This window comes from Exiguobacterium sp. R-17 (assembly GCF_049913315.1).
Classification (GTDB): domain Bacteria; phylum Bacillota; class Bacilli; order Exiguobacteriales; family Exiguobacteriaceae; genus Exiguobacterium_A.
In genome coordinates, this window is record NZ_CP184372.1 from 1,069,938 (window position 1) to 1,095,251 (window position 25,314).

Genomic DNA, 25,314 nt, shown 5'->3' on the forward strand with positions numbered 1-25,314 from the left:
TGAGCTTCTTGCGTAAGCGAGCGGAGCAAACCGTTATCCCAATCATGAGTGACTCAGTTGATGACTGGGTAATCAGGGTGGTACCGCGGCTTTCGTCGCCCCTGTCGAACGATACGTTCGGCAGGGGCTTTTTTGTTATCTTACATTCATTCAAGGGGGAACTCATATGTCTACACCAATCATTCCAAGTCACTTACGTCCACATGTCGCACCACAGCACTACGAAGACTACACGCCAACGGATCATGCCGTTTGGAGATACGTCATGCGACTGAATTTAAATACGTTACAAGATACAGCACATCCAGCATACCTCGAAGGTCTTGCTGCATCGGGCATCAGCCCGGAACGGATTCCAGATGTACGTGAGATGACAGCGAATCTAAGCCGTGGAGGCTGGGGAACAGTCGCTGTCGATGGTCTCATTCCTGGCGTCGCCTTCTTCGATTTCCAAGGACATGGTTTATTACCGATTGCAACCGACATCCGGAAGGTCGATAACATTCTCTACACACCAGCACCGGATATTCTGCACGAAGCAGCGGGGCATGCACCGATCCTGATGAATCCGGTCTACGCGGAATTCGTTCGTCGCTTCGGTGAGATCGGGGCACATGCCTTTAACCATAAAGCCGAGCATGACGTATTCAAGGCACTCAAGAAATTGACGATCGTCAAAGAGAGTCCATTCTCGACGCCAGCCGATATCGAGCAAGCTGAAATTGAGCTTGCGGAGACACGGACACACGTCAAAGGGATTTCGGAAGCGAACGAAATCTCACGTCTGTTCTGGTGGACGGTTGAATTCGGTCTGATCGGTGATATCGACAACCCACAAATCTACGGGGCAGGTCTTCTATCATCAGTCGGTGAAAGTCGCCATTGTTTGACGGACGCGGTCGTTAAACATCCATTCTCGCTTAAGAAAGCACTTGCGACGAAACATGACGTGACGAGCATGCAAAAAGAACTCTTCGTCTGTGAATCGTTTGAACAACTCCGCGACGCACTCGAAGAATTCGCTCAATCGATGTCCTACATTCGCGGTGGCATCCACGGACTGACGAAAGCCGTTGAATCAGGCAACCTGTCAACGCTCGTCTTCGACAGCGGTCTCTCACTCGTCGGTGTTCCTGAAACGCAAGAAATTCACGATTCGCTGCATATCGTCAAACTGACTGGACCGACAGCGTTGGCTGCAAACGGTGAAGTGTTGACGGGTCAAGGACTTGCAGATCATCCGAAAGGCTTTACACTCCTTCACGGCAAGGAATTGAACGAAGTATTGATGCAAGTCAAAGTCGGTGAACGTCTCGACTGGGCGGAAGGAAATGTTCACGTCACAGGTGACATCACAGCAATTCAAAACGTCAATGGTCACCGGGCACTCGTCGTCTTAGAAGCAGCAACGCTCTCGAACGACGGGAAAACGATGACGATGGATCGGATGGAATTGATCGTCGGTGATATCACGTCAGCATTCCCGGGAACGGAAGTTGAAGCACTGAAGCCGATTCCGGAAACGGTCGAGTTCGAACGAATCGAACGTCCGCTGACAGCGGCTGATCCGATCTTCGAAGTCGTCCGCGAGATTCGTGAAGGACGTGCCGGTCGGGAACGGTTACCGCAACTGATCGACCAGACACTCGTCCAGTTACCGGACGCTTGGTTACTCCGCCTCGAATTACTTGAGTTAGCGGATGAAGTCGACCAACCACGTCTGGTCGCTGATCTCGAACGCTTAAAAGCGACGTCTGAGCAGCGAGATGAATTGATCACACGTGGAATGGCTTTACTCGACGTCGTTCATCAATGAGTCGAACTCCGGTTCTGAACCTGTTAGAATGGAGACATTCGGTAAAAGGGGATGATCGGTATGACAAATTATTATCAAGACGTAAAGGAATTTCACCGTGTGTTTTCACATCCTGGCGCAACGACGCCAACACCTATGACGGTTGAGCGTGGAATCAAACGCTCGACTTGGACGGCGGAAGAAGCGGTCGTTGAGTTCTTGCATCAAACGGCGACGAGTGAAGCAGAGTTCCTCGATGCGATCGAACGTTTCAAGTCAGTGCTTGATACAGCGGTCGAAAAATCGCTCCAGATGAAACAACCCGAAACGGACGTCGAACGACTCGTCGGACAAGGGGATGCCTTGACGGACGCGCTCTACTTCATCATGGGAAGCTTTGTTGAGATCGGTCTTGATCCGGCTCCATTGTTCGAGATCGTTCAACGTGCCAATATGGCGAAGCTTGGACCGGACGGAAAACCAATCTTCCGGGAATCTGACCAAAAGGTCATGAAACCAGAAGACTGGCAACCACCGGAACCACAGCTTGAAGCAGAAGTACGTCGACAAATTGCTGCGGCTTCGAGTATGTCAAAAGCTTGATTCAAAACAACAAAAAGAGGGATGACTGGTACATACACCGGTCATCCCTCTATTTTTCATCTATTCACTTCTTACTTGATAACGCGATAAATCGAGTTGACGGATTGTAAGGAACTCGACACCTTCTGCTTCAAGTGCTAGCCGTTGTTCATCGCCTTCGAACGATAGTTTTCCGCCAGCAGCAAGGACGCGGTGCCACGGTAGACGTTCCGTCGTACTCATGCTGTGAAGAATCCGCGCCACTTGTCGTGCGCTACGCGGATGACCGGCGAGTCGAGCGACTTGCCCGTACGTCATGACCCGACCAGCAGGGATTGAACGGATGATGGTCAGGACATCTTGCGTGAACGGTGTCATGACTCGTCAGAAGCGACGACATACTGTTGAATCTTATCGTCTTCGTCAAAGCCGATCGTCACATCGATGATGCCTTGTTGCAAACGGATCTGCAGTTCAAGGCGGTCCTTGATGTCGTCTGCTTGAGCGATCGTCAACGTCGGATCAACTTCGATTTCAACTTCGACGTGGAAATGATCGCCTTCTTTAATAACTTCCAGTTTACTAATGTCTTTGACGTCTGGGTCTTTCATGATCAGTCCGCCGAGACGTGCTGCCATCGTCTCATCGGCTTCACCAAGTGCACCAGCTGCGTTTTGCAAGAAGACGTTTCCGACGACGTAAAACATCATCAGCCCGATCAGGATCGAAGCAATTCCTTCTGCCTGATGAAACGGTGTCACATGTGAGATGATGACGGCGATCATCGCGACGATTCCGCCAGCCGTTGCGACTAAGTCTTCAAGGAACACAAGGCGTGTCGCTGGTTTTGCTTGCTTCAGTGACCGGAAGCTGTCGAGGATGAGGCGTGGTCCTTTTGAGTCCAATTTCGCATCATGCGCGATTTCCTGCATTGCTTTAAAGAACACACCACTTTCTAAGACGACCCCTGCGAATAAAACGGATAACGTGATCCAGAAGCCTGTCGATTCTGTCGGTTCGATGATGTGGGCAATCCCTTCATGAATCGTTTCGTAGGCCATGATGCCGACAAAGAGGATTGCGCCTAACAAGACGAGATTGACGAGACGACCAAAGCCATTCGGGAACCGTTTCGTTGGTGCTTTTTTACTGAGGGCAGAACCGATGAAGACGAAAAATTGATTGGCAGCATCCCCGAGCGTATGCATCATCTCCGCGAACATCGCGACATTTCCCGTCAGGACGTAGGCAATTGCCTTGATGATGGCGATGATAGAGTTGACGATGCCTGCCGTCAACGCAGACCGGTTACCCCGGCGTAATAACGTAAAAAATTCTCCCATGATTGTACTCCTTTTAGTTAAGTTACGTATTAGTTCATTTTATTATGTTACATCATTTTGAGAAAAACGACTATCTTCACATGAAAAAACCCACGCAAGCTGCGCGGGTTTAACTCGTCAAGATAAGTCGACTGTTTTATTGATTTCGTTCTCATCGTCTTTGCCGACGACTTTCTTTAAGACTTGTTTGACGGACTTTGTCGTGTTTCCTGTTTCCCAGTACTCAGCAGCTTCCGTGTTGACCTTGATCAAGACGACTTTCGGATCTTCGTATGTCGTTCCAAGATATGCTTCGTAACGTGGGCTCCAGAGCTCTTTTTTTCGTTCGATGTCTTCGACGAGTTCTGCTGTCCCACGAATCGAGACGTATGATTTGTCGACGTACGCGACGTTAACACTCGGATTCTTAAGTAATTCTTGATACTTGTCCGTTTCTTTTGAAGTGAGGAACCAGAGGTCACCATCAAATTCAATATCCTGCGTTTGCATCGGACGCGATACGAGTCCTTCTGCTGCAATCGTCGTCAGCATCGCTGTCTCGATTTTATCGATCAGTTTCTTGACCGTTTCGACTGCTTCTTGATTCGTAGTATGCGTTGACATGTAGCTCCACCTCATTCGTTAGATTTTTATGCTCACGTAAGGATTGTTCCCTGAATTTTAAAATAAAAACGTCCCCATGACAGAAAGAAGCAGTTTCGTTGCACGGTACAACGAGGAGGCGTACAGTGTAAGTACGCATTCGAAAGAAAAAGGAGAGACATATATGAAACTTAGTATTTTAGACCAATCCCCGGTCTCTAAAGGACAATCCCCATCTGATGCCTTACACGAAACGGTCGAGCTCGCAAAAATCGCGGACGAACTCGGTTATCATCGCCTGTGGGTATCCGAGCACCACTTTGCAAAAACACTAGCCGGTTCGAGTCCGGAAGTCTTGATCGCGTATATGGCAGCCGTGACAAAACAGATTCGCCTTGGTTCAGGCGGTGTCATGTTGCCACATTACAGTGCCTACAAAGTTGCGGAGAACTTCCGTGTCCTCGAAGGACTTGCTCCGAACCGGATTGATCTCGGTCTCGGTCGGGCACCAGGTGGTATGCCGCTTGCGACGCGTGCGTTACAAGAAGGTTCGTCGCCACGGTTTGGTGGAGCTGATTATGGTGAGCAACTTGATGATCTCGTCGACTACCTGAAAGACGGGGCACCTGCCGGACACCGGTTCGCGGGACTCGTCGCCACACCAGAAGTCGATACGACACCAGAAGGCTGGTTGCTCGGATCAAGTGGTGGTAGTGCCTTGAACGCCGCACAACGCGGATTCGGATTTGCATTTGCCCACTTCATCAATGGACAGGGTGGTCAGGAAGTAATGGATTACTATCGTCATAATTTCATGGCGACGTCGTTTAATGAGACACCACAAACACTCGTTTCGATCTTCGTGACATGTGCCGAAACGACGGAAGAAGCAGAACGTTTGGCGTCAAGCCTTGATTTATCTCTGCTCTTACTCGAAAAAGGGGTCTCGTCAACAGGAACGCCGACACCGGAAGAAGCAGCAGCGTATCCGTATACGTTCCAAGATCAGTTCCGGATTGCTGAAAATCGGAAACGGATGATCGTCGGTAACCCGGAATCCGTTGCAAAACAATTACAAGAGCTTGCCGATTCTTATGGCACAGACGAAGTAATGATCGCTTCGATGATTGCTGACAAGGAAGCAAAACAACAATCATTAAAATTAATCATGGACGCTGTCAAAGCGACAGTCTGATTTATACGCACGTCCTTTCTCACGAAGTGAGGGAGGACGTGTTTTTTGCGTCTGCTACAGGAATGCTCTCGGATAAGATGTCTTTACGAAGTCGGAGGAATCCGAATGATGCTGCACCGAATAAGCCGACTGTACCGACTCCAAGTAGCACGATGATAGATACATGATCACTGAGTAAACCAAACAATAGGGTACCAATCGGCATCATCGCCATTGCGATCGATTCCAGAACACCGATGACACGCCCGAGGTAAGCTGGATCGGTCTGTTTTTGAACGATGAGCTGAAGTGGAATGTTCATCCGTAAGACGAGCATGCCGTCGATGAACAATAGAATCATGAAAAAGGGTAGTAGTAGAGCAGAGGGAACGTAGCCGAGTAAAGCAAGTGCAGGAAGCGCATAACAAGAGGCGATCAAAAAGAGCGACTCGAATATCGTCCGTAACGGACGTTTCACGGTAAAGCGAGGTAAGGCAAGAAGCAACGAAGCGACAAGAAGACCAGCACCTAGTGCGGACTCGACTAATCCAAACCGAAATGGCGTGAATTGCAGTCGATCGAGCAAAACGATCGGTAACAAGATTTCGAAAGCGACAAAAAAGAAGTTCAGGACGATCGCCATCAGGACGAGTGTCGTCAATACCGGTTGACGGAACAGATAGCGATAGCCTTCTTTAAACTCCGAGACAAAGGATGGAGTATCGGTAATAGCTGAAGAAGAGGTATCGACTGCAAGAAAGCGGAGGCGGCTATTCCACCAGGCAGCAGAAGCAAACAAGAGAAACGGTAAGATCAAGAATTGCGTGATGGAGACAGTGGCGATAAGCAGTCCCGCAACGAGTGGAGCAGTGATCGTTGAGATCGATTGAATCGTCGAGAAGAGTGCGTTCCCGCGTTGTAACTCCTCTTCTTGTACGAGTCGCGGTAACGAGCTTGATAAGGTAACGGACAGGAACGTCGACAGGCTCGTCAAAAGGACACTAGCGATGATGTAATGAACGGTATGTAGAGGGGCTTGTAGCGAATAGAGCAAGAGTCCAAATAAGACGAGTGCACTTAGACTCTCGGTCGTGACGATGATGCGTTTCCGATTCCAGCGATCAGCAAGGACACCAGCAATCGGTGAGAGCAAAATCCGTGGCACTGATCCTGCAAGCAGGACGAGCGCAAACTGAAAACCAGACGACGTTTCCCGTAAGACGGTCAGTCCGGCGACGAACGTAAAGAGACTAGCTGCGAATAATGAACAAAACTTTCCGAATAAGACACGCTTTAAATTAAATGACATCCTGTTCACTCCTTCAGAGTTAAATTTTATTGAACTTTAGTGTAGAATAAAGGAGTGGAAGAAAAATGTAAAGATAAAGTTCAATATAATTTAACTTTTATGATAAAAGGAGTGACCAGTGTGTTAGGGGAACGTATCAAACAGATCCGAAAACAGAAAAAAATGACGCAAACGGACGTTGCGACCGGCATCATCACGAAGTCAATGCTCAGTATGGTCGAGAACGGCAAAGCGACACCGTCTGTGCCCGCATTACAGGCGATTGCTAGGCGATTACAGGTGACAGTCGAAGAATTAATGCTCGATCCACGCGATGTTCAGATGCGGGAACTCATCGAAACAATCCGTTCGCGGCATACCCCATATTTTTCAGACGAAAAAATTCAGGAACTTCTAGAACCTTACTTGGTTCCGGAAACGACTTCCTATTGGCAAGGGCAGGTCTATCATAAATACGGCGATGCCCTCCGAGCGTCTGACCCGGAGCTTGGTTTGATATATTATGAGAAAGCAGAGCGGATTTTTCAACAGCTCGGTCGTCAAGATGAGCAGTTGCTCGTTCAGATCTCGAAAGTCTATTTTTTATTCAATCTCAAACGGACAAAGGAAGCGTATGAGCTGATTGAAATTATGGACGTCCCACGCGAGATTCCACTTGCGCCAAAAACCTATTTAAATTTCCAAATCTTGCGTGCGCTCCGAGCAAGTTTGTTCGATGATCACTATACAGAAGCGATCGCCTTATTGCGTGAAGGGGTTCAGTATATGCGGGAGCAAGATGTCTATTATCATGTCATTTCGTTTCAACGTTTCCTCGGATTGTTTTTATATCTAGAAGGGGAAATCGAACAATCACGGCAAGAGTTTGATCGATTGGAGCAGTTTTTTGCATTTAGTGAAACGACTGCCGTCGGACGAATCGAAGTCGATTTGACGAAAGGACTCATCGCGATTTTTGAAAACGATACGGACGGCATGCAAATGGCGTGGGAAAAACTCGTCACTGTGGCGATCGATGACGCGAAACATTACATCGGACAACTCGAAGTCCATCTCCTTGTCAATGGCATCGAATTACCGAATCAGACGCTGCAGCAGAGCGTCGATAAGATATGGGAGATGCAAGATGCCTGGCTTGCTGCGAGTGGATTCGACCAAGCGATGATGTTACAGACGCTCGTACTGGCGATGCAACGAGGGATTGGTCAGGAACGACTGGAGGATGTTTTACGATTGAAGGATGACCTTCAAAGTGAACGGCTCAAAGGCGATCTTGAGCGAGAGATACAAGCATTGGTTAATGTTCAATGACGAAAAAACAGGCATGAAGCGCACTCGCTTCATGCCTGTTCGTGTGAGGATGTCGTTCTTCTGAAAATCAATAAGACGCATGCGGCGACGGAAACGATCAAGTGACCGATATAGACGTCTCCCGTCTGGATATAATGCAAGAGCATCGAGCCACCAAAAATCAATAAGGCAAGAAAGAGAAGTCGGACATAAAGTTTTTTGTAAGACATGCGGACACATCCTTTCCATATACAGTATATCCCAAAAAGGGGTGTTAAGACAAAAAAACATCCACCCCGAAGGATGGATGAAAAATGTCTTAAAGTGATTTAAAGCCTAACAGCTTTTGTGTCCAGTAACGTTCTGAAAGACGGCTGATGCCAAGAGCTGGTTCATTCGCATGGATGAACTGGTCGTTGTTCAGCATGATGCCGATATGTGTTGGACCAGCGGCATACGTGTTTTCGAAGAAGATGATATCGCCGCGTGTTGGCTGACGAAGTTTCGAAAGTTTCGCCCCAAGATAACGGTCATCATTCCAGTAACCGTTGACGTTCGTCCGTCCGACAGAATAGCCAGCAGCATTCAACGTGTAATTAATGAAACCAGAGCAGTCGAAGCCACCGTTGACTGGATTGCTTGAGCCCCAGCGATATGGCGTTCCAAGATATTGTTGCCCAATCGAAATCGCACGTTCCATCAATGTTGAACCAGGAACAGTCGTTACCGGGGGTGTCGTTGGAGTGACCGGAGGCGTCGTCGTGACGGATCCCGTCGTGATGTAACTCTTCGCGACATAGTAAAGACCAGTTCCAATCTTGATCTGGTACCAGCCGCTATCTTTTCCTGTCGTTTCACCCGTGACATTGACTGTCGAACCGTGTCCGACTTGTGTGAAGACTTTAGACGACGTCGAAGGTAACGTACGGACATTCAATCCAGTTGGTGCGTTGACGCGATACGTCTTCGAAGCATCAACCGGCGTCAAAGAGACTCCAGGCGTCGTCGGCGTTGTTGGTGGTGATGCTTTTGTTGAAGCTTTGACATAGGTCGAAGCGACATATGCTTCTTTTCCGTCGAGCTTGACTTGGTACCATGAATCAACGGCACCTGTGACATCAAGAACCGTTTGATGCGGTAATGTCTTGTAGATTTTTGCATTCGTCGCTGCAGCAGTCCGAGCATTCAAGCCTTCCTTCGCATTAACCGTGTAGACTTTCGATCGATCGACCGCTTTAACGACTTGTTTGACGGGAGTCGTCACTGGTGGTTTGGAATCCGTCATGACGTTTGATGTCTTTTTACTGACTAACGTCGCATGGACATAGGCCGTTTGTTTCTTATATGTGATTTGGTACCAATCACCTGATTGTTTCTGAACAGTCAAGACAGTATTCTTTGCTAGTTTTCCGAGTGATTTCGAACTCGTCGTTGCTTTTTGCCGGACGTTGACGGCATCGGTGTTCGTTATGTAGGTCGTAGTTGTCGGAGCCTTTTCCGTCGTTGCTTTGACGTATGCTGAAGTAATGAAAGCTGGTTTCGACTGATAGCGGATTTCATACCAGCTGTTGACTTTCTTGACAGCTGTCAGCTTCGTACCTTTTTTTAGAGTCGTGATGACCTTCGCGGAAGTCGAGGCAGCCGTGCGAATGTTGACGTTATCCGTCAAAGTCAGTGTCGTTGACGCGGCTGAAACCGGAATTGTGGTACCGACCAAAGCGAGCGTCGTGAGGGCGAGAACGGTCTTTTTCACGTGACATAGCTCCTTCCAAGAGATAGGTAAAAATCGTTGTTACCATTTTGTCATAAAAAGTGCTGATTCCCCTGAATTAAAAATATAATTTTTGTCTGGAAAACTGTAATACCGTTTTTCAAAAAAAACGAATAGGTAGAAGGAGTATTTTCAAAAAAGTTCAAGTACACTAGAAGTACTCGGAAGGAGGCTACACATGTTACACCGTTTTTATCAGTATTATATCCCACATAAACGTTTATTCTGGCTCGATTTCACGTCTGCCTTATTCGTCGGGGTTTTAGAACTTGCGTTTCCACTCGCAGTTAAATGGTTCATCGACTCCTTGTTACCAAACGGAGAGATGAACTGGATCATCCTTGTCAGCGTCGGATTATTAGCGTTATACGTCATCAGTACGCTGATGCAATTCGTCGTCAACTATTTCGGACATAAGCTCGGGATTAATATCGAGACCGATATGCGTCGTCAGTTGTTTAGTCATGTCCAGAAACAGTCGTTCCGTTTCTTTGACAATACAAAGACGGGTCATATCATGAGCCGGATCACAAATGACTTGTTCGATATCGGGGAACTAGCCCATCATGGTCCGGAAGATGCGTTCATTGCCGTCATGACCTTGCTTGGTGCATTCTCGATCATGCTGACGATCAATGTGCCGCTTGCCCTCGTGACGATCATTGCTGTGCCATTCCTGATCTGGTTGATCAGTTATGCGAACGTTCGGATGAATAAATCATGGGACCGGATGTACGGTAACATCGCGGAAGTCAATTCACGCGTCGAGGACAGTGTTTCCGGTGTCCGTGTCGTCCAGTCGTTCACGAACGAAGCTTACGAAATCGAGCGTTTTGAAAAAGACAACGCAACGTTCCGTCAGTCGAAGATCAATGCCTATAAGGTCATGAGTAAGAGCCTGTCCGGCATCTACTTGACGACTCGTTTGATGACACTTGCCGTCTTAGTCGTCGGTGCGTACCTGACATATCGCGAAGCCTTAACGGCAGGAGAACTCGTCGGCTTCATTCTCTACATGAATATCTTATTGAAGCCAATCGATAAGATTACGGCATTGCTTGAGATGTATCCGAAAGGGATGGCGGGCTTTAAGCGATTCCTTTCGATGATTGATGAAGATGCGTCCTTACCTGATGCACCAGATGCGCTCGTCGTTGATCGCTTGAACGGTGGCATCACGTTCAAGGATGTCGCATTCGGATATGAAGCGGATCGTCTAATCTTAGAACACATCAATCTGACGGTCGAACCTGGTCAGACGGTCGCATTCGTCGGAACATCCGGGGCAGGGAAGACGACGATCTGTTCGTTGATTCCACGTTTTTATGATGTTCTAGATGGCGCAATCACAATTGACGGAATTGATATCCGGCAAATGACGAAGGAGTCACTACGTCAACAAATCGGTATCGTCCAGCAGGATGTCTTCTTGTTCTCAGGGACGATTGCTGAGAACATCGCCTACGGTGATCTAAATGCAACGCACGAAGACATCGTGCAAGCGGCGGAACGTGCCCACCTCGGACCGATGATCGCGGATCTTCCAGATGGGTATGCGACACAAATCGGCGAACGGGGACTCAAGTTATCGGGTGGACAAAAGCAACGACTTGCCATCGCACGGATGTTCCTAAAGAATCCACCGATTCTGATTCTGGACGAAGCAACGTCTGCCCTTGATACGGAAACGGAAGCACTCATCCAAGAGTCGCTGGCCGAACTGTCTGAGAACCGGACGACCCTCGTCATTGCGCACCGTTTAGCGACGATCCGGAATGCGGATAAGATTTTCGTCGTCACGAAAGACGGGATCGTCGAAGAGGGCTCGCATGACGAGTTGATGGATCAAGGTGGTTATTTCTCCCGTTTGTTAGAGAGACAACGAGTTTGAATCGATTTGAAAGAATGTAAAAGCAATGGACATGTTCCGTTGCTTTTTTTGTGCGTTTAAAAATATGATTGTGCAAGCCATTTTTAGGGAAAACGATGCATAGAAAAGAAGGAGAGGTGGAAGGATGTACGGTCAATTCTGTGAGAATTATGATGAGAGCTATCCCGTCTTGCGGGAGGAATCGTCACATGATTTCCATCGTTTTTTTGCGCTGTCCTACACGATTCACGATACTGTCTTTGAGCAGAATGTCTACGAACGTCTGATGCGAACGATCAAACACCAGACATCTCGCTTTTCAGCGTTACGGAGCCGCTATACACCATTGCTCGTTGCCCATGTTCAACTGAATAGCACGGATCCTGATATCCTCATCGAAGAAATCATCGTCGCTGAAAAGAAGATTAAACATCGATTGATTCGTGATAAAGGAGTCCGACCATTTTTTGCACTCAATGAAGTACTGAACCGTCGACAAGGGATTGATGCGTTTCCCTACATGGAACGCTTGCATGCGACACGACCACATCTGAATGCTGCGAAGCAGTATGTCGTGACATCGACTTTGCTTGAACAGCACCCACTACCAGATACGTTTTTAGAACGCGTTGATACGTTTGAAGAGTGGCTTGCGCAATATATGGAACGGACGAGTGAACGTGTCATTACGGCGCAGATCTTAGCAGCGCATCCGGATGCGTCAGCGCAACAAGAACGAATCGTTGCTTGGCGGGAACTACTTGAACGGCGAGAAATCATTATTTGGGATCGTTTAATGCCGCTTCTTGCGTTATTACCATCGATGGAACGTGTTGATTGGATTTACGTGACCCGGATCGTCGATCGGGAGCGAGCACGGAATCGTTTTTCAGACGAAGTCAACTGGTTGATTGCCTTTCATCTGTTACTGGCTAAATCAGGAGTGACACGGGTGCAAGCTACGTTATTGTTACTGGCTGCACTAGAACTAACGAAAAAACCGTGACGTGAAACATTGAAATAGACAAAACGGACGAGGTATGGCGCGCACCATACCTCGTCCGTTTTACTGTATGCTCATCTGACTTAATCAAACGTCGTAAACGTCGCATGTTGTTCGACCGGATAAAGTTCCGTACCGGCGACAGCGTTCAAGATCAACTGATTCCGCGAAACAGACATGCCGAGATTATCAGCTGCTGGACCATGTGATAACTCTAAATTAGCGGTTGCGTAAAGATGATGCGCCGTCTCGACGGAACGCACGATTTGATAGTCCGCGTCGACTTTCCAAGCGTTGGGTGCTTCGAATACGATATCGAGTCGATCAATGAAGCTTGGAAGGGATGGCGAAAAGCCGGTTGCCGCGATGACAGCATCTGTTTTGGACGAGCGTTCATCTTCGAGCTCTTGATGTTGCATCGCAATCGTGAACCGTTCGTCATAGGTAATCTTTTTCACTTCAAGATTCGCGCGAATCGCGACTTGTTGCTGTTCTTCTTCCGTCAAATCATAGAGGTGGGCATAGATCGATTGCAGGGTCTCTGGACTGATGCCGTTCTGAGACCGGGCGAATTTCTTGACCGACTCTTGTCTTACTTCGAGTGGGAGTTGGTTGAAATACGTCACATAGCTCGGTGAAAAAATTTCTTCTCCGAGTTTACCGGTCTCGAGTGTCTCAAACAGTGTCGAACGCGCAATCCATTCGAGTTCAGGACGCTCTGGAGCAGGTGTCGTCAAAAGATCAAGGAAGATCTCGGCAGCACTTTGACCGGAGCCGACGATACTGATTTTTTTGCGCTGCAACAGTTCTGCCTTGTTCATGACATACTGTGTATTGTGAATGACACGCTCGTCAAACGTATCTGGAATCGCGGGCTTTGAGCCAGTACCGATGACGACGTTCCGTGCTTCGAACGTTTCCCGTTTCCCGGTTGTGACATCTTCGACGAGGACCTCGAAACTATCACCGGTATCTTGCACATCGACGACGCGGGTTGAAAATCGTAAATCATTAAGCTGTGTCGCCACCCAGCGTAAGTAATCATTGTAACCTTGTCTTGAAATCAGAAGTTTTTCATAGAAGTAAAACGTGTGGAGACGTTGGATCGATCGTAAGTAATTAAGGTAAGAAAATGCGCTCGTCGGATCAGCAAGTGTGACGAGATCGGAGATGAAGCTTGTTTGCATCATCGAGTCCTGAATCATCATGCCGGGATGCCATGAGAATTGTTCGCTTTCGTCAAAAAATAACGTTTTTAAATCTGTTGGATGAGCCAGTGCGCTCAACCCTAAATTCATCGGACCAATGCCGATGCCGATTAAGTCATACATAGAAAAAGCCTCCCAATTCGATATTGTTCTAAAACAATACCCGAAAAGGAAGGCGGACGAAACGTCAGGCTGAAGTTTACAGCTGGTCGGTCGTCGTTGTTTTTGTCTCGACCGTCATCGTTTTTCCGTCACGGATGATTGTCAGTGAGAGTGGACCGTCTGATTTGATGAGTGCCGTTTTGATATCGACGAATCCTTTAATCTCGGAGTCGTTGATTTTCGTGATCACGTCACCTGTTTTCAGTTTAGCCGCAGCGGCTGGACTGTTCGGTTCGACTGACATGACGACGACACCTGTTTTTTGACTGTCTGGTAAGTTAACTTGATCTTTTAAATAACCAGCAGGGAACGCCGCCACATCTTGTAAGGAAACACCGAGTGTCGGATGTTCGACTTTACCGTTCGTCTCAAGTTGTTTGAGGATTGGTAATGCATCATCGATTGGAATACTGAAACCGACACCTTCAACACCCGACTCGGCAATTTTCATCGAGTTGATACCGACGAGTTGTCCTTGTTCATTGATCAAGGCACCGCCTGAGTTACCAGGATTGATCGCGGCATCCGTCTGGATGACCGTTGTATTAAAGTCGTCTTGTCCATCGTTATTCGTATCGACCGGTACAGTCCGGTCTTTCGAACTGACGATTCCACGGGTAACGGAGTTTTGGAATTCACCAAGCGGATTACCAATCGCAAGGACAGTCTGTCCGGCTTTTAAGTCAGCCGATTTCCCGAGTGTGATGACGCCTGGAACGTCGTTTGCGTCGACTTCTAACACGGCTAAATCATACGTTTCGTCACTACCGAGTAATTTGGCTTGCAGTGTTTTACCGTTGTTAAGTGTGACATCGAGTTTTGATGCGCCATCGACGACGTGGTGGTTCGTAATGATGTATGCTTTTCCATTCTCTTTTTTATAAATGACACCAGATCCCGAGCCGGCAGCTGCTTCTTTTTGCGACATCGCATTACCGGTTTGATAATTCGTCACCGTTACAACGGATTTTTGAGCAGTGGCGACTGCATTCGTCACTGGATCATTCGACGTCGTCGAGACTTGTTTTGGCATTCCGTTTGAGAGTGGTGTGTCCGCGACCTGTTGTTCTTGATCGAGTAAAATCGGAAACGCGATCGTTGCCGTCAGAACGGCACCGATGATTCCTCCAGTCAATCCAGGTAAAAGTCCTTTTGTTTTTCCAGCCATAAGTCGTCATCCCTTCCTGTATGATTTCTGACTTCATCATAGCAAATGAAGCGACTTGTCACCTGATTACGGGAGACATTCCGAAATGACTCATCATTCCCCATAATTCGACGACAATTTCTAAAAGTTGAGATAATCGGATTCATTCGATACACTGAAGCTGTTTCGAATGAATCCGTAAAGTGGAAAGAGAGAGTGAAAGATCATGCTATTACGTTTAGTCTATGGAGCAGGATTATTGTTTGCGGGAGTTGGTCATTTCCGCAACGAGAAAGGGTTTGTCAGCATCATGCCGTCGTTCATTCCGTTCAAGCGCTTTTTCGTCCAAGTAACGGGTGTGATTGAGATCGCTTATGGTCTCATGCTATTGACAGGAAAAGGAGTACATCTCGTTCGTAAGACGCTTCCGGCCTTTTTGTACGCGGTCTTACCGGCAAACGTCAATATGGCCGTCAATCCGAAACCGGTCAATGGGAAGCGCCTTCCATCATGGTTGCTCTGGACACGTTTGCCGCTTCAATGGGGACTCATCGCCTTGGCCAAACGCCTGAAATGAATCGGAACAAAAAGCCGCCATTTAGGCGGCTTTTTGTTTTAGAAACGTTTATTGACAGCAAGTAATGCGGCTTTTGCGATCTCTTCATAGGTAGAGTCGTTCGGATGGAACTGATCGCTTGATAAATCACGTTTGACGTCGCGAACGAGATTGAATGTGTCGATGATTTCGACGTCATATTCAATCCCGAGCGTCCGGGATTTAGCATTCCAGTCTTGCACGATCGCATCGAACGCCTCACCGTTTTCCGTTGCACGGAAAGGATTATAAAGTCCGACGTAGAAGATGACAGCATCCGGATTTTGTTCGCGCAGAATCCGGAACGTCTTTTTTAAGTTGTCTTGAGCCGTCGTAATCGTCGCGGCCGTTTTCTTTGCATCGAAATTCGTGACACCTTCGCCACGATTGAACAAGTCATTTCCGCCGATCGTCACCGAGATGACTTTCGCTTGACTGACTGAGCGTAGGACTTCTTTTTGTTTGAGTTGTTTTAATAAATTTTCCGTCCGGGCACCACTGACGGCAAGATTCTGAAAACGCTCGACCGTGTTCGCTTTGACAAGGTCGCGTCCGACAAGAGCAGCATAACTATTACCGTTCGATGCTCCAACACCACGCGTCAAGGAATCACCAAGCGCGACGTACGTTCCGCCTTTTTTGACAGGTTCTTCCTTTGTTGGTGTGAGGACGGCACGCTTCGGTGGATTGACGACGTCACTATAGGCGTTGACGAAACCGTAACCAAACAGTGCGGTCAGTAAGAGTGAAACGGTTAAAAACAGGGGCCAGCGTAATCGCTTCATGAACGTTCCTCCTTCTAGGTTCTATCCTGATTGTAGCAAATGTAGAAAGAATGTGCGGAAATGAAGTGTTCTGACAAGTCAAATGATTCATTATTCCGCTAGAATAGACAATAAGAGGTGAGAGACGTGAAACCAACAGTTAAATTAGAAGGTGTAACAAAGGTGATCGGAAAAAAAACGATTATCGATAATATTTCGTTTGAAATTCAACCGGGTGAGGTCTTCGGATTCCTTGGACCGAACGGGGCAGGGAAAACGACGACGATCCGGATGCTCGTCGGACTGATCAAACCGACGTCCGGTAAAATCACAGTCTGTGACTTCGATGTCCGCAAACAGTTCGTCCAAGCGATGGAGCGGATTGGTTCGATCGTTGAGAACCCGGAGTTGTATAAATATTTGACAGGTCGTGAAAATTTACAAGTCTTCGCCCGGATGTTACCGAATGTCGACGAGGCAAGGATTCAGGAAGTCATCGATCTCGTCGATTTGACGGCGCGGGTCGACGATCAAGTCCGGACATACTCACTCGGGATGCGTCAGCGTCTCGGTATCGCCCAAGCACTACTCGGACGACCAAGCGTCTTGATTCTCGACGAACCGACGAATGGTCTCGATCCGATGGGGATTCGGGATTTGCGTCAATTCATCCGCCGGCTCGTCGAGGAAACGGGACTGTCGGTCCTCGTCTCGAGTCATATTCTCGCTGAAATCGAGATGCTCGCCGATCGTGTCGCGATCATGAGTTACGGTAAAATCGTCCAAGTCGGAACGGTCAAGGAGCTGGTCGAGTCGCTTGCTCCTGGTGTTGATTGGCGTGTCGACGATGCCTTCAAGGCGAACGAGATTTTATCGGCTTCTGATTTAGTCCAAGTATCCGAAGTCGTCGATGCGAATACGGTCCATACCTTGATGGATGCTAGTAAGACGCCGGCACTCAACAAGCAGTTGCTTGAAGCAGGTGTTGAAGTTTGGACGATCGAACGGAAAGTCCAGACGCTTGAAGATCTGTTCATCACGTTAACGGGAGGCGATCACATTGCGTAATCCGAACATGATCGGTCTCGTCCGAAATGAAGTTACGAAAATCGCTTCGAAACGTCGGTTTGCTGTCGTTGCGATCATCCTCATCGTCCTCGTCTCAATGTTTACGTACGCACAGTATCGAGACATTCAAGAACAGATCAAAAAGCAAGGAACACTCGATTGGCGGGTTGAACTTCAACAAGATATCGTCGATACACAGAACCGTCTTGCTTCTAGCAGTATTCAAGATGAGTTCCGTCAGTTCCTTGAATTCGACCTAAAACAAAACCAATACTATCTCGATAACGACATCAATCCGAATTATCCGGGAGCCCCGACGTTCATCCGGATATTCTTTTCGCAAGGATTGACGCTGATTTTACCGCTGTTCATCATCGTCATCATGGCGGACATCGTCAGCGGGGAACAAAATGACGGAACGATCAAGACATTGCTGTCGCGACCGGTCCGGCGTTGGAAGATCCTCATGGCGAAATGTTTGACGGTGTTACTTTATACATCGATGCTGATGGCATTGACCGTCGTCGTCTGTTATGCGATATCCGGAATCGTCCTCGGTTATGACGGCTGGACCGCACCGATCTTGACCGGATTCCAAGCTTCACCGAGCGGAACGTTCTCGACTGAATTCGTGCATACGTTACCGATGTGGGAGTATCTGTTGATGGCGGTCGGTCTAGCCTGGATCGTCACGGCGGTCGTCGGGACGATTGCCTTGATGGTTTCCGTTCTCGTCAAGAATACGGCGACAGGCATCGGGATCATGATGGCAGTTTTGATTTCCGGTACGTTACTGACGACGCTCGGTTCAAGCTGGACGAGTTCGAAGTATCTCGTCAACGTCAACTTTGGACTGATTAACTACCTCGATGGTCAAGCGCCACCGATCGAAGGGATGACACTTCCGTTCTCGCTTGCTGTCCTCGGTTGTTGGACGGTCGCGGCACTAATCGTTGCCTTCTGGAACTTCACGCAAAAAGATATGTATTAAGAAAAACGGGTCCACCTGAAGAGGGGGACCCGTTTGTCATTATTTGTAAGGCGATTTGTCGTATGTTTCCATTATTTTTTGATACTGAAGCTGTGTTGGTATTGAAGCGTCTAAACTTAGAACGGGGGAAACCGACCGTTCCATTTGCAGTTGGTGTTCCGCGAACGTGCCGATCATCTTCGGGTCCGTCGCTGTATGATACGTCCGGCACCAGTCGAGGAACTCATTTGATCCTGAAAAGTCAGGATAACGTGCTGCTTCGCGTGCGATGAGCCGTTCCATCCGGAGCGATTCGTCGAGCGACAGGAAGACGAGCAAGTCCCGATTGGTGAAACCATCCGGGTGCCAGGCGAAGACGGAACCGGAGACGACGTAATCACGGTAAGACATTATATCTGCTTCATACATGGAAAATCGCTCGGAGACGTCACGTTTTTCAGTGAACTTCGTATCTTTCCAGAGATAATGGTCGGTATCGATCCACGCAATCCGTTCCGATTGTCCGATGAATGCACCCAGTGTACTTTTTCCTGTACCAGACCCACCAATGATTTGAATGCGCACGAGAACCAGCTCCTTTCGAAATAATCTACTAGCACGCAGAACAGGTCCGGGCATGATGCCGGACCTGTTCTGTGGAAGAAAGAAATCTTCCTATGTCGCCTCGTGCCAGCACAAGACATGGAATCGAGAGGCAGTGCCTCTAATAGGAAGCTGATGCAGGTCAGCCTCCGCGCTACGTACCAATCGTACTTTTATCATACTGATTCCAAGAATTGGTGTCAAACCTGCTCGAAAGGGTTTACAAACCATTCAAACCGTCAAAAGAGAGAATAACGATGATTAGAGGAGGAACGACCATGGCAGATTGGGGCATCATGCTGACAGGCGTCGTCATTTGTGGATGGTGCATCTTTAGTGCCATCTATGACGATTTCATCCGTCGCGTATAAGACAAGTAAGTGTGGAACCGTCCAAGGAGGGCGGTTTTTTTGTGGATTTTTTTAATCCGAGTAAGTGGCTATGGTACACTCGAATCAAAAATGAAAAAGATAAAGAATGGGTGAAGCAGAATGAAGAAACAACCAGTTATCGTCATCGTCGGACCGACGGCAGTCGGAAAAACGAAGACAGGCATTGAACTCGCAAAACGACTAAACGGAGAGGTCTTATCCGGAGATTCGGTTCAAGTCTATCAAGGGATGGACATCGGATCGGCAAAAGTGACGACCGAAGAGATGGAAGGAGTGCCGCATCATCTGCTTGATCTCGTTACACCGGACGACGAGATGAGTGTAGCCCGTTTCCAAACGGTTGCTCGAGCAACGATCGATGAGATCGCGAGCCGTGGTAAGTTGCCGATCATCGTCGGCGGAACAGGACTTTACATCCGTTCAATTTTATATGATTACCAGTTTACCGAGCAGGCAGAAGATCCAGCCTTACGGGCTGAACTCGAAGCGTATGCGGCGACACATGGAGCAATTGCACTACATGATCGGTTAAAGGAACTCGATCCGGTGCGCGCAGAAGCCATTCATCCGAATAACATCCAGCGGGTCGTTCGGGCGATCGAGGTCGCGCGGACTGGTCAGACACAAACGACTGGCAGTCAACCGGCACTTTACGAGAGTTTGTTGTTCGTTTTACACATGGAAGACCGGGATCGTTTGTATGACCGGATTGATCAGCGGGTAGACATGATGGTCGACAGTGGCCTTCTAGAGGAAGTGGCGCGTCTGGACGCTGCCGGGTATCGACAGACGAAGGCGTTGCAAGCGATTGGTTATAAAGAGATGTTACCTGTTCTTGACGGAGCACCACTCGATCCTGCTGTTGACATGCTAAAACGAAACACACGACGCTTCGCTAAACGTCAATTGACATGGTTCCGTCATCAATTTGATGGCGTTTGGGTAGATATGGGAAAGTTTTCATTTGAAGAAACGTTCAAAATTATCTATGATAGAACTGTAGAGTTTCTGAAAGCGGTTAAATAAGAGTTGCCCGAAGACAGAAACAGATAAAAAGAGGGGGCACGGGGAATCATGAAAGCGACATACAACATTCAGGACGTCTTTTTAAATCAATTACGGAAAGATGCAGTCCCAACGACGGTTTTCTTAATCAGCGGGTATCAATTACGGGGGCTGATCAAGTCATTTGATAACTTCACGGTCATTTTGGAGTCGGAAGGCAAACAGCAATTGATCTACAAACACGCAATCTCGACGTTCGCACCAGCGCGCAACGTGACGTTATATGAACAAGAAGAGACACAAGAAGTTTCTCGCTAATGAAAAAGACGACCGGGGGGTCGTCTTTTTTTAGGTTTCATTCAGGTGTGGGTCGTATTAAAAATTCGAGACGAATAACGAAAGAAGAATGACGCTTCGCAAGTGAAGTGAAAAATGACAGCTACTTCACTTTCAGCGTAAATGTGTCATTACAGTAATGGTGTCAGTTCCTCGACCGCCTCTTCATAACGTCGAAGCGAGACATCCTTATAAAGACACGTCTTCTGCAGGCGTTCTTCCTTCGTCATCTCGTCCTGATACGTTTTTAGGATGAAGCTGTTGCGTAACATCGACGGCGTCAAGACCCGCTTGTTGTCCGACCGTTCATTCAGCTGACGCATCATCTTCGTGATCATGACGATCGACAATTGCTTCGGTGCATTCTTACTGTAAACCCAGCGGAATGTCATCCGGGCGAAGTCGAACGCGACGAAAAAAGGGTCGGTACTGTGATAACGAGGACGGACGGGCTCCGGAATCGTCTTCAAGTAACGCAACATGATATCTTGATCTTCCCGCTCGAGATGGAGCAGGTAGCGGTTGCCGAGTCGATCGTGGACGGTCATCTCTTGCTGGGCGAAGTTGAGATCGTGCATCTTTAAGCCGATGATGTGATGGACGCGTAAACCGTAGCGATAAAACAGGCGGAGAATGAGTTCGTTTCGATCGATCAAATACGGACGGGCTTTCAATTGATGTTCCGTCAAGCCGCGATCGGATTGATTCGTTCGGACGAGTTGCTCGTATTCCTTAAAGGAAGCGACGTGTTTTGCCGTCAATTCATGTGTCGGTTGTGCGTATTCGATCAGCTTCGCCTTCGTTTGTCGAATTTGGTAATTGACTTGATTGATGACGGTGACGATTCGGGCGACCGTCGCTTGTTGGTAGAGTTTCTCTTCGATCAAGTACTCATTGATGAACGTCTTCCACGTCTCGATCGAAATCGCCTTGAAATCATCGATCGTCTCAAGTGGTTGATCGACATCCGTCATGTAGCGGTGGACTTCGATTAAATCGTACCGATAGCGCCGGACGGTCGAAAGTTGTCGTCCGCTTGTCGTTAAATAAAATAGGTAGCGTTCAATGAACTCTGGAAGCGTATACGACTGTTCGCGTGCCATCGTTTTCCTCCCTTTCGTAATGGTGTTTCTTCCATCATAAACCGAACGGATGTTTCCTGTCCAAAAAAGTTCAGACGAACCGGTGGCTGTGGTATGATAAGGGGCGCAGTACGTCTTTACTCGTGAAAGGAATGATATTATGTCAGAACGCGTCATCGTCGTTGGTTGCCAGCTCCCCGGTGTCCCGGATCATGTCTATGAAGAATCGGTCGCGGAGCTCGAAGCACTCGTAACGACTGCGCATGGTGTCGTCGTCGGTCGTTTGGATCAAAAACGACAAGCAATTGACCGCCGTACGTTCATCGGAAAAGGAAAGGTTGAGGAACTCGTTGCGTTAGCAGACGAACTTGAACCTGATTTAATCATATTCAATGCTGAAGTCACGCCCGGTCAAATGAAAAATATCCGGATTGCCTTATCAGACCCGGAAGCGATCAAGTTGATCGACCGGACGCAGTTGATTCTCGATATCTTCGCTGGACGTGCCCAATCACGCGAAGGGAAATTGCAGGTCGAACTGGCACAGATGAGTTATCTGTTGCCACGTCTTGCTGGGCAGGGAACACAACTGTCACGTCTTGGTGGCGGAATTGGAACACGTGGACCAGGTGAGTCGAAACTCGAGACGGATCGTCGTCATATCCGGCGCCGCGTCGATGAAATTTCGAAACAACTCGAGACATCCGTCGCGCATCGTGCCCGTTACCGGGAACGTCGCAAAGAGAACCAGACGTTCCAAATCGCACTCGTTGGTTATACGAATGCCGGCAAATCAACGATCTTCAACCGATTGACTCAAGCCGACACATACGAAAAGGATGAGTTGTTCGCGACGCTCGATCCGTTGACACGTCAAGTCGATTTGCCAGAAGGTGGGCAAATCCTCCTGACGGATACGGTCGGTTTCATTCAAGATCTGCCGACAAAGTTGATCGCAGCGTTCCGTTCGACACTCGAGGAAGTGCTAGAAGCGGACTTGATCCTCCATGTCGTCGATGCGTCGAGTGAGCATTACTTGAACCAGATGCAGACGACGAACGATGTTCTCGATGAACTCGGTGCCGGTGACATCCCGCAGCTAGAAGTCTACAACAAGAAGGACCAGCTGAACCGTTTGTTTACAGGCGGGAAACTGTTGATCTCTGCACTTGATCCGCAGGACATCGAGCGTTTGATTGAAGAGATCGAACGGTCGATCAGTGAGATCCTCGAGTATCTCGAGATCCGCATCCCGGTTGATGGTTTTGCTCATTACAATCCGGCAAAGGAAGTCATGATGAACTTGAAGGAATCGTTCGAAGAAGATGGTTCTGTCATTCTTAAAGGTTACTTGCGTAAAGATACGCGTCTATATGCGACATTGAAACAATACGAGGTGTAAACATGTTTTCAGAATTAACCCATTACGAAACGCTTCGTCCGCTCATTGACCGGGCGGAGGAACAGATCGCTCCGTACGTCAAGAAGGCGCAAGAGGTCGCGGAATACAATCAATTCCGTGTCCTCGATGCGTTTCGGCGTCACAAGGTCAGTGATTTTCATTTCATGCCGTCAACTGGCTATGGCTACAACGATGAAGGACGCGATACGCTCGAACGGATCTATGCCGACGTCTTCGGTGCGGAAGCCGGTCTTTGTCGTCCACAAATCATCAGCGGCACCCATGCGATCGGTATCGCATTGTTCGGTTTATTGTTGCCGGGCGATGAACTGCTCTATATCACAGGAAAACCATACGACACGCTCGAAGAGATCGTCGGAATTCGTGGTGATGGACGCGGTTCATTAAAGGAACTGGGCGTCCACTATGATGTCGTCGAGATGAAAAACGCCGAGACGATCGACGTACCGGCCGTTCTCGAACGGATCACACCGCAGACGAAGGTCGTCGGGATTCAGCGTTCAAAAGGGTATGCGACGCGACGCAGTCTACCGGTTAATGAAATCGGTGAAGCGATCGCCGCCATCAAAGACGCTCATCCCCATGTCTTGATTTTCGTCGATAACTGCTATGGTGAATTCGTCGAGACGATCGAACCGACGCACGTCGGGGCAGACTTGATGGCAGGGTCGTTGATTAAGAATCCGGGTGGTGGTCTTGCGAAGACTGGCGGTTATCTCGTCGGTCGAACGGACTTGATCGAACGGGCATCGTTCCGGATGACAACGCCAGGGATTGGCGCCGAAGCCGGTCCATCGTTATCCGCACTTCCGGATATGTATCAAGGTTTCTATATGGCACCACATACGGTTAGCCAAGCGTTGATGGGTGCGATGTTCACGTCAAGCATGCTCGGTCAGTTCGGCTTTGACACGGCACCGCACCATACGGCAGAACGGACGGATTTGATTCAATCGGTCTCGTTCCATGCGCCGGAGCCGATGATTGCCTTCTGTCAGGCGATCCAAGCTGCTTCACCCGTCAATGCACATGCGTTACCAATTCCGGATTATATGCCGGGATATGCGGACGATGTCATCATGGCAGCAGGAACGTTCGTACAAGGCTCATCGATCGAGTTGTCAGCGGATGGTCCGATCCGTGCACCCTATACTGCATACGTCCAAGGCGGTTTAACGTATAGCCACGTCAAGATCGCGATCATCTCAGCCGTCAATCACTTGATGGAAAAACAATTAATTCCAGAAAAAAACGTTTAATACTAGCATATCTCGTGAAAACGACCTCTGAACGACTTCATGTAAAGTGATTAAAAAAGTTGTGTCAACTTTTCTTACATCGCTTGACAAGTTGCCTGACAGAGGTTTATTCTCATGGAGTAAGGAAAAAGGAGGAACCACATGGCAGACTCATCACGCCAGTCCAAGCCACTATTTCCCATCGGAGTCGTTCAAGAGTTGACCGCGTTATCTGCCCGCCAAATCCGATATTACGAAGAACAGGGACTAATTAAGCCGGAGCGGACAGAGACGAAGCGTCGCCTCTATTCGTTCAACGATGTCGATCGCCTGTTGTCGATTAAGGAATACCTGGATCAGGGACTGAATATCGCAGGGATCAAATTGATTTTTGAAAACGATCTCGTCAAACGCGAACGCGTTGCGGAGAGCGTCGTCGAGACGCGCCCGGAACTATCTGACGGCGAATTGTATAAACTCCTGAAAAATGAATTGAAGGAAGCAGGACGACATGGAAAGACGTCGCTCATCCAAGGTGAGCTCGGGCGTTTCTTCAAGTAAGGACCTGTAACCATATAAAAACGAATCGGAGAGGGGATTTG

At 48.4% G+C, this 25,314-nt stretch carries 25 protein-coding genes and 1 other annotated feature (1 of these 26 cut by a window edge); of the genes, 14 read left to right on the forward strand and 11 right to left on the reverse strand.

Annotated features, from left to right (window positions below):
* Positions 1 to 106 (forward strand) — a binding site (T-box leader); it begins 99 nt to the left of the window's first position.
* A 60-nt stretch (positions 107 to 166) separates the two neighbouring features.
* Together ACN9MT_RS05515 and ACN9MT_RS05520 are read left to right on the forward strand one after the other, a co-directional pair.
* Positions 167 to 1,816: an aromatic amino acid hydroxylase gene (locus tag ACN9MT_RS05515; protein ID WP_426272930.1), complete on the forward strand. Its 1,650-nt coding sequence runs from the start codon at positions 167 to 169 to the stop codon at positions 1,814 to 1,816.
* A gap of 51 nt (positions 1,817 to 1,867) precedes the next feature.
* On the forward strand, positions 1,868 to 2,398 hold the full coding sequence (locus ACN9MT_RS05520; protein ID WP_426272931.1) for a hypothetical protein: 531 nt from the start codon (positions 1,868 to 1,870) through the stop codon (positions 2,396 to 2,398).
* Positions 2,399 to 2,458: 60 nt separating this feature from the next.
* Here the strand turns inward: ACN9MT_RS05520 and ACN9MT_RS05525 are convergent, their stop codons facing one another.
* From ACN9MT_RS05525 to ACN9MT_RS05535, 3 genes are all read right to left on the reverse strand, one after another.
* Positions 2,459 to 2,755 carry an MGMT family protein gene (locus tag ACN9MT_RS05525; RefSeq protein ID WP_056060490.1) on the reverse strand — a complete coding sequence of 99 codons (297 nt, stop codon included), beginning with the start codon at positions 2,753 to 2,755 and terminating at the stop codon, positions 2,459 to 2,461.
* A complete protein-coding gene (locus ACN9MT_RS05530; protein ID WP_035408776.1) occupies positions 2,752 to 3,720 on the reverse strand; it encodes a cation diffusion facilitator family transporter in 969 nt (322 codons plus the stop codon). The genes ACN9MT_RS05525 and ACN9MT_RS05530 overlap by 4 nt, the downstream gene beginning before the upstream one ends.
* Positions 3,721 to 3,837: 117 nt before the next feature.
* Positions 3,838 to 4,323, reverse strand: coding sequence for a pyridoxamine 5'-phosphate oxidase family protein (locus ACN9MT_RS05535; protein ID WP_035408773.1), 486 nt, complete (start codon positions 4,321 to 4,323; stop codon positions 3,838 to 3,840).
* A 163-nt stretch (positions 4,324 to 4,486) separates the two neighbouring features.
* On the opposite strand from ACN9MT_RS05535, the gene ACN9MT_RS05540 reads away from it, so the two are divergent.
* Positions 4,487 to 5,497 (forward strand): LLM class flavin-dependent oxidoreductase, encoded by a 1,011-nt coding sequence (locus ACN9MT_RS05540; RefSeq protein ID WP_023467737.1) that lies wholly within the window; start codon positions 4,487 to 4,489, stop codon positions 5,495 to 5,497.
* 19 nt (positions 5,498 to 5,516) lie between these two features.
* Here ACN9MT_RS05540 and ACN9MT_RS05545 read toward each other — a convergent pair whose 3' ends face one another.
* Positions 5,517 to 6,785, reverse strand: coding sequence for an MFS transporter (locus ACN9MT_RS05545; protein ID WP_426272932.1), 1,269 nt, complete (start codon positions 6,783 to 6,785; stop codon positions 5,517 to 5,519).
* 120 nt (positions 6,786 to 6,905) lie between these two features.
* On the opposite strand from ACN9MT_RS05545, the gene ACN9MT_RS05550 reads away from it, so the two are divergent.
* Positions 6,906 to 8,096 (forward strand): helix-turn-helix domain-containing protein, encoded by a 1,191-nt coding sequence (locus ACN9MT_RS05550; protein ID WP_426272933.1) that lies wholly within the window; start codon positions 6,906 to 6,908, stop codon positions 8,094 to 8,096.
* Between the two features lie 29 nt (positions 8,097 to 8,125).
* On the opposite strand, the gene ACN9MT_RS05555 is transcribed toward ACN9MT_RS05550, so the two are convergent.
* Positions 8,126 to 8,305 carry a hypothetical protein gene (locus ACN9MT_RS05555; protein WP_426272934.1) on the reverse strand — a complete coding sequence of 60 codons (180 nt, stop codon included), beginning with the start codon at positions 8,303 to 8,305 and terminating at the stop codon, positions 8,126 to 8,128.
* 89 nt (positions 8,306 to 8,394) lie between these two features.
* Positions 8,395 to 9,828 (reverse strand): SH3 domain-containing protein, encoded by a 1,434-nt coding sequence (locus ACN9MT_RS05560; protein ID WP_375091484.1) that lies wholly within the window; start codon positions 9,826 to 9,828, stop codon positions 8,395 to 8,397.
* A 196-nt stretch (positions 9,829 to 10,024) separates the two neighbouring features.
* Between ACN9MT_RS05560 and ACN9MT_RS05565 the strand changes: the two genes are divergently transcribed.
* Positions 10,025 to 11,737, forward strand: coding sequence for an ABC transporter ATP-binding protein (locus ACN9MT_RS05565; RefSeq protein WP_035408758.1), 1,713 nt, complete (start codon positions 10,025 to 10,027; stop codon positions 11,735 to 11,737).
* 124 nt (positions 11,738 to 11,861) lie between these two features.
* Complete coding sequence (locus tag ACN9MT_RS05570; RefSeq protein ID WP_375091485.1) at positions 11,862 to 12,722, forward strand: DUF4003 family protein; 861 nt, start codon at positions 11,862 to 11,864, stop codon at positions 12,720 to 12,722.
* A gap of 80 nt (positions 12,723 to 12,802) precedes the next feature.
* Here the strand turns inward: ACN9MT_RS05570 and ACN9MT_RS05575 are convergent, their stop codons facing one another.
* Both ACN9MT_RS05575 and ACN9MT_RS05580 read right to left on the reverse strand, forming a co-directional pair.
* The gene (locus ACN9MT_RS05575; RefSeq protein ID WP_056060509.1) at positions 12,803 to 14,050 is read right to left on the reverse strand and encodes a lysine N(6)-hydroxylase/L-ornithine N(5)-oxygenase family protein; all 1,248 of its coding nucleotides are present in this window, start codon (positions 14,048 to 14,050) and stop codon (positions 12,803 to 12,805) included.
* A gap of 76 nt (positions 14,051 to 14,126) precedes the next feature.
* On the reverse strand, positions 14,127 to 15,257 hold the full coding sequence (locus tag ACN9MT_RS05580) for a S1C family serine protease (protein ID WP_035408750.1): 1,131 nt from the start codon (positions 15,255 to 15,257) through the stop codon (positions 14,127 to 14,129).
* Between the two features lie 205 nt (positions 15,258 to 15,462).
* Here ACN9MT_RS05580 and ACN9MT_RS05585 point away from each other — a divergent pair, with 205 nt between their 5' ends.
* Positions 15,463 to 15,813, forward strand: coding sequence for a DoxX family protein (locus ACN9MT_RS05585; protein ID WP_035408747.1), 351 nt, complete (start codon positions 15,463 to 15,465; stop codon positions 15,811 to 15,813).
* Between the two features lie 38 nt (positions 15,814 to 15,851).
* On the opposite strand, the gene ACN9MT_RS05590 is transcribed toward ACN9MT_RS05585, so the two are convergent.
* Positions 15,852 to 16,616, reverse strand: coding sequence for an SGNH/GDSL hydrolase family protein (locus ACN9MT_RS05590; RefSeq protein ID WP_056060514.1), 765 nt, complete (start codon positions 16,614 to 16,616; stop codon positions 15,852 to 15,854).
* Positions 16,617 to 16,742: 126 nt separating this feature from the next.
* On the opposite strand from ACN9MT_RS05590, the gene ACN9MT_RS05595 reads away from it, so the two are divergent.
* Both ACN9MT_RS05595 and ACN9MT_RS05600 read left to right on the forward strand, forming a co-directional pair.
* On the forward strand, positions 16,743 to 17,663 hold the full coding sequence (locus ACN9MT_RS05595; protein WP_023467748.1) for an ABC transporter ATP-binding protein: 921 nt from the start codon (positions 16,743 to 16,745) through the stop codon (positions 17,661 to 17,663).
* Positions 17,656 to 18,654, forward strand: a complete 999-nt coding sequence (locus tag ACN9MT_RS05600; protein WP_426272935.1) for an ABC transporter permease — start codon at positions 17,656 to 17,658, stop codon at positions 18,652 to 18,654. Before ACN9MT_RS05595 ends, ACN9MT_RS05600 begins: the two co-directional genes overlap by 8 nt.
* A 39-nt stretch (positions 18,655 to 18,693) precedes the next feature.
* Here ACN9MT_RS05600 and ACN9MT_RS05605 read toward each other — a convergent pair whose 3' ends face one another.
* Positions 18,694 to 19,218, reverse strand: a complete 525-nt coding sequence (locus tag ACN9MT_RS05605) for a hypothetical protein (protein ID WP_426272936.1) — start codon at positions 19,216 to 19,218, stop codon at positions 18,694 to 18,696.
* A 509-nt stretch (positions 19,219 to 19,727) separates the two neighbouring features.
* On the opposite strand from ACN9MT_RS05605, the gene miaA reads away from it, so the two are divergent.
* Positions 19,728 to 20,654 (forward strand): tRNA (adenosine(37)-N6)-dimethylallyltransferase MiaA, encoded by a 927-nt coding sequence (gene miaA / locus ACN9MT_RS05610; RefSeq protein WP_308101257.1) that lies wholly within the window; start codon positions 19,728 to 19,730, stop codon positions 20,652 to 20,654.
* A gap of 48 nt (positions 20,655 to 20,702) precedes the next feature.
* Entirely contained in the window at positions 20,703 to 20,951 is a 249-nt protein-coding gene (hfq, locus tag ACN9MT_RS05615; protein ID WP_023467753.1) for an RNA chaperone Hfq, read from the forward strand.
* Between the two features lie 149 nt (positions 20,952 to 21,100).
* On the opposite strand, the gene ACN9MT_RS05620 is transcribed toward hfq, so the two are convergent.
* Positions 21,101 to 22,072, reverse strand: a complete 972-nt coding sequence (locus ACN9MT_RS05620) for a tyrosine-type recombinase/integrase (RefSeq protein WP_056060521.1) — start codon at positions 22,070 to 22,072, stop codon at positions 21,101 to 21,103.
* 139 nt (positions 22,073 to 22,211) lie between these two features.
* Here ACN9MT_RS05620 and hflX point away from each other — a divergent pair, with 139 nt between their 5' ends.
* From hflX to ACN9MT_RS05635, 3 genes are all read left to right on the forward strand, one after another.
* Positions 22,212 to 23,453, forward strand: a complete 1,242-nt coding sequence (hflX, locus tag ACN9MT_RS05625) for a GTPase HflX (protein ID WP_034785946.1) — start codon at positions 22,212 to 22,214, stop codon at positions 23,451 to 23,453.
* Positions 23,454 to 23,455: 2 nt separating this feature from the next.
* Positions 23,456 to 24,733: an aminotransferase class I/II-fold pyridoxal phosphate-dependent enzyme gene (locus tag ACN9MT_RS05630; RefSeq protein ID WP_035408732.1), complete on the forward strand. Its 1,278-nt coding sequence runs from the start codon at positions 23,456 to 23,458 to the stop codon at positions 24,731 to 24,733.
* Between the two features lie 141 nt (positions 24,734 to 24,874).
* Positions 24,875 to 25,273 carry a MerR family transcriptional regulator gene (locus ACN9MT_RS05635; protein ID WP_023467758.1) on the forward strand — a complete coding sequence of 133 codons (399 nt, stop codon included), beginning with the start codon at positions 24,875 to 24,877 and terminating at the stop codon, positions 25,271 to 25,273.
* Positions 25,274 to 25,314: the final 41 nt, after the last annotated feature.

Coding starts and splice junctions, on each gene's coding strand:
- ACN9MT_RS05515 (WP_426272930.1), top strand. CDS start 167: ATGTCTACACCAATCATTCCAAGTCACTTACGTCCACATGTCGCACCA.
- ACN9MT_RS05520 (WP_426272931.1), top strand. CDS start 1,868: ATGATCGGTATGACAAATTATTATCAAGACGTAAAGGAATTTCACCGT.
- ACN9MT_RS05525 (WP_056060490.1), bottom strand. CDS start 2,755: ATGACACCGTTCACGCAAGATGTCCTGACCATCATCCGTTCAATCCCT.
- ACN9MT_RS05530 (WP_035408776.1), bottom strand. CDS start 3,720: ATGGGAGAATTTTTTACGTTATTACGCCGGGGTAACCGGTCTGCGTTG.
- ACN9MT_RS05535 (WP_035408773.1), bottom strand. CDS start 4,323: ATGTCAACGCATACTACGAATCAAGAAGCAGTCGAAACGGTCAAGAAA.
- ACN9MT_RS05540 (WP_023467737.1), top strand. CDS start 4,487: ATGAAACTTAGTATTTTAGACCAATCCCCGGTCTCTAAAGGACAATCC.
- ACN9MT_RS05545 (WP_426272932.1), bottom strand. CDS start 6,785: ATGTCATTTAATTTAAAGCGTGTCTTATTCGGAAAGTTTTGTTCATTA.
- ACN9MT_RS05555 (WP_426272934.1), bottom strand. CDS start 8,305: ATGTCTTACAAAAAACTTTATGTCCGACTTCTCTTTCTTGCCTTATTG.
- ACN9MT_RS05565 (WP_035408758.1), top strand. CDS start 10,025: ATGTTACACCGTTTTTATCAGTATTATATCCCACATAAACGTTTATTC.
- ACN9MT_RS05570 (WP_375091485.1), top strand. CDS start 11,862: ATGTACGGTCAATTCTGTGAGAATTATGATGAGAGCTATCCCGTCTTG.
- ACN9MT_RS05575 (WP_056060509.1), bottom strand. CDS start 14,050: ATGTATGACTTAATCGGCATCGGCATTGGTCCGATGAATTTAGGGTTG.
- ACN9MT_RS05580 (WP_035408750.1), bottom strand. CDS start 15,257: ATGGCTGGAAAAACAAAAGGACTTTTACCTGGATTGACTGGAGGAATC.
- ACN9MT_RS05585 (WP_035408747.1), top strand. CDS start 15,463: ATGCTATTACGTTTAGTCTATGGAGCAGGATTATTGTTTGCGGGAGTT.
- ACN9MT_RS05590 (WP_056060514.1), bottom strand. CDS start 16,616: ATGAAGCGATTACGCTGGCCCCTGTTTTTAACCGTTTCACTCTTACTG.
- miaA (WP_308101257.1), top strand. CDS start 19,728: ATGAAGAAACAACCAGTTATCGTCATCGTCGGACCGACGGCAGTCGGA.
- hfq (WP_023467753.1), top strand. CDS start 20,703: ATGAAAGCGACATACAACATTCAGGACGTCTTTTTAAATCAATTACGG.
- ACN9MT_RS05620 (WP_056060521.1), bottom strand. CDS start 22,072: ATGGCACGCGAACAGTCGTATACGCTTCCAGAGTTCATTGAACGCTAC.
- hflX (WP_034785946.1), top strand. CDS start 22,212: ATGTCAGAACGCGTCATCGTCGTTGGTTGCCAGCTCCCCGGTGTCCCG.
- ACN9MT_RS05630 (WP_035408732.1), top strand. CDS start 23,456: ATGTTTTCAGAATTAACCCATTACGAAACGCTTCGTCCGCTCATTGAC.
- ACN9MT_RS05635 (WP_023467758.1), top strand. CDS start 24,875: ATGGCAGACTCATCACGCCAGTCCAAGCCACTATTTCCCATCGGAGTC.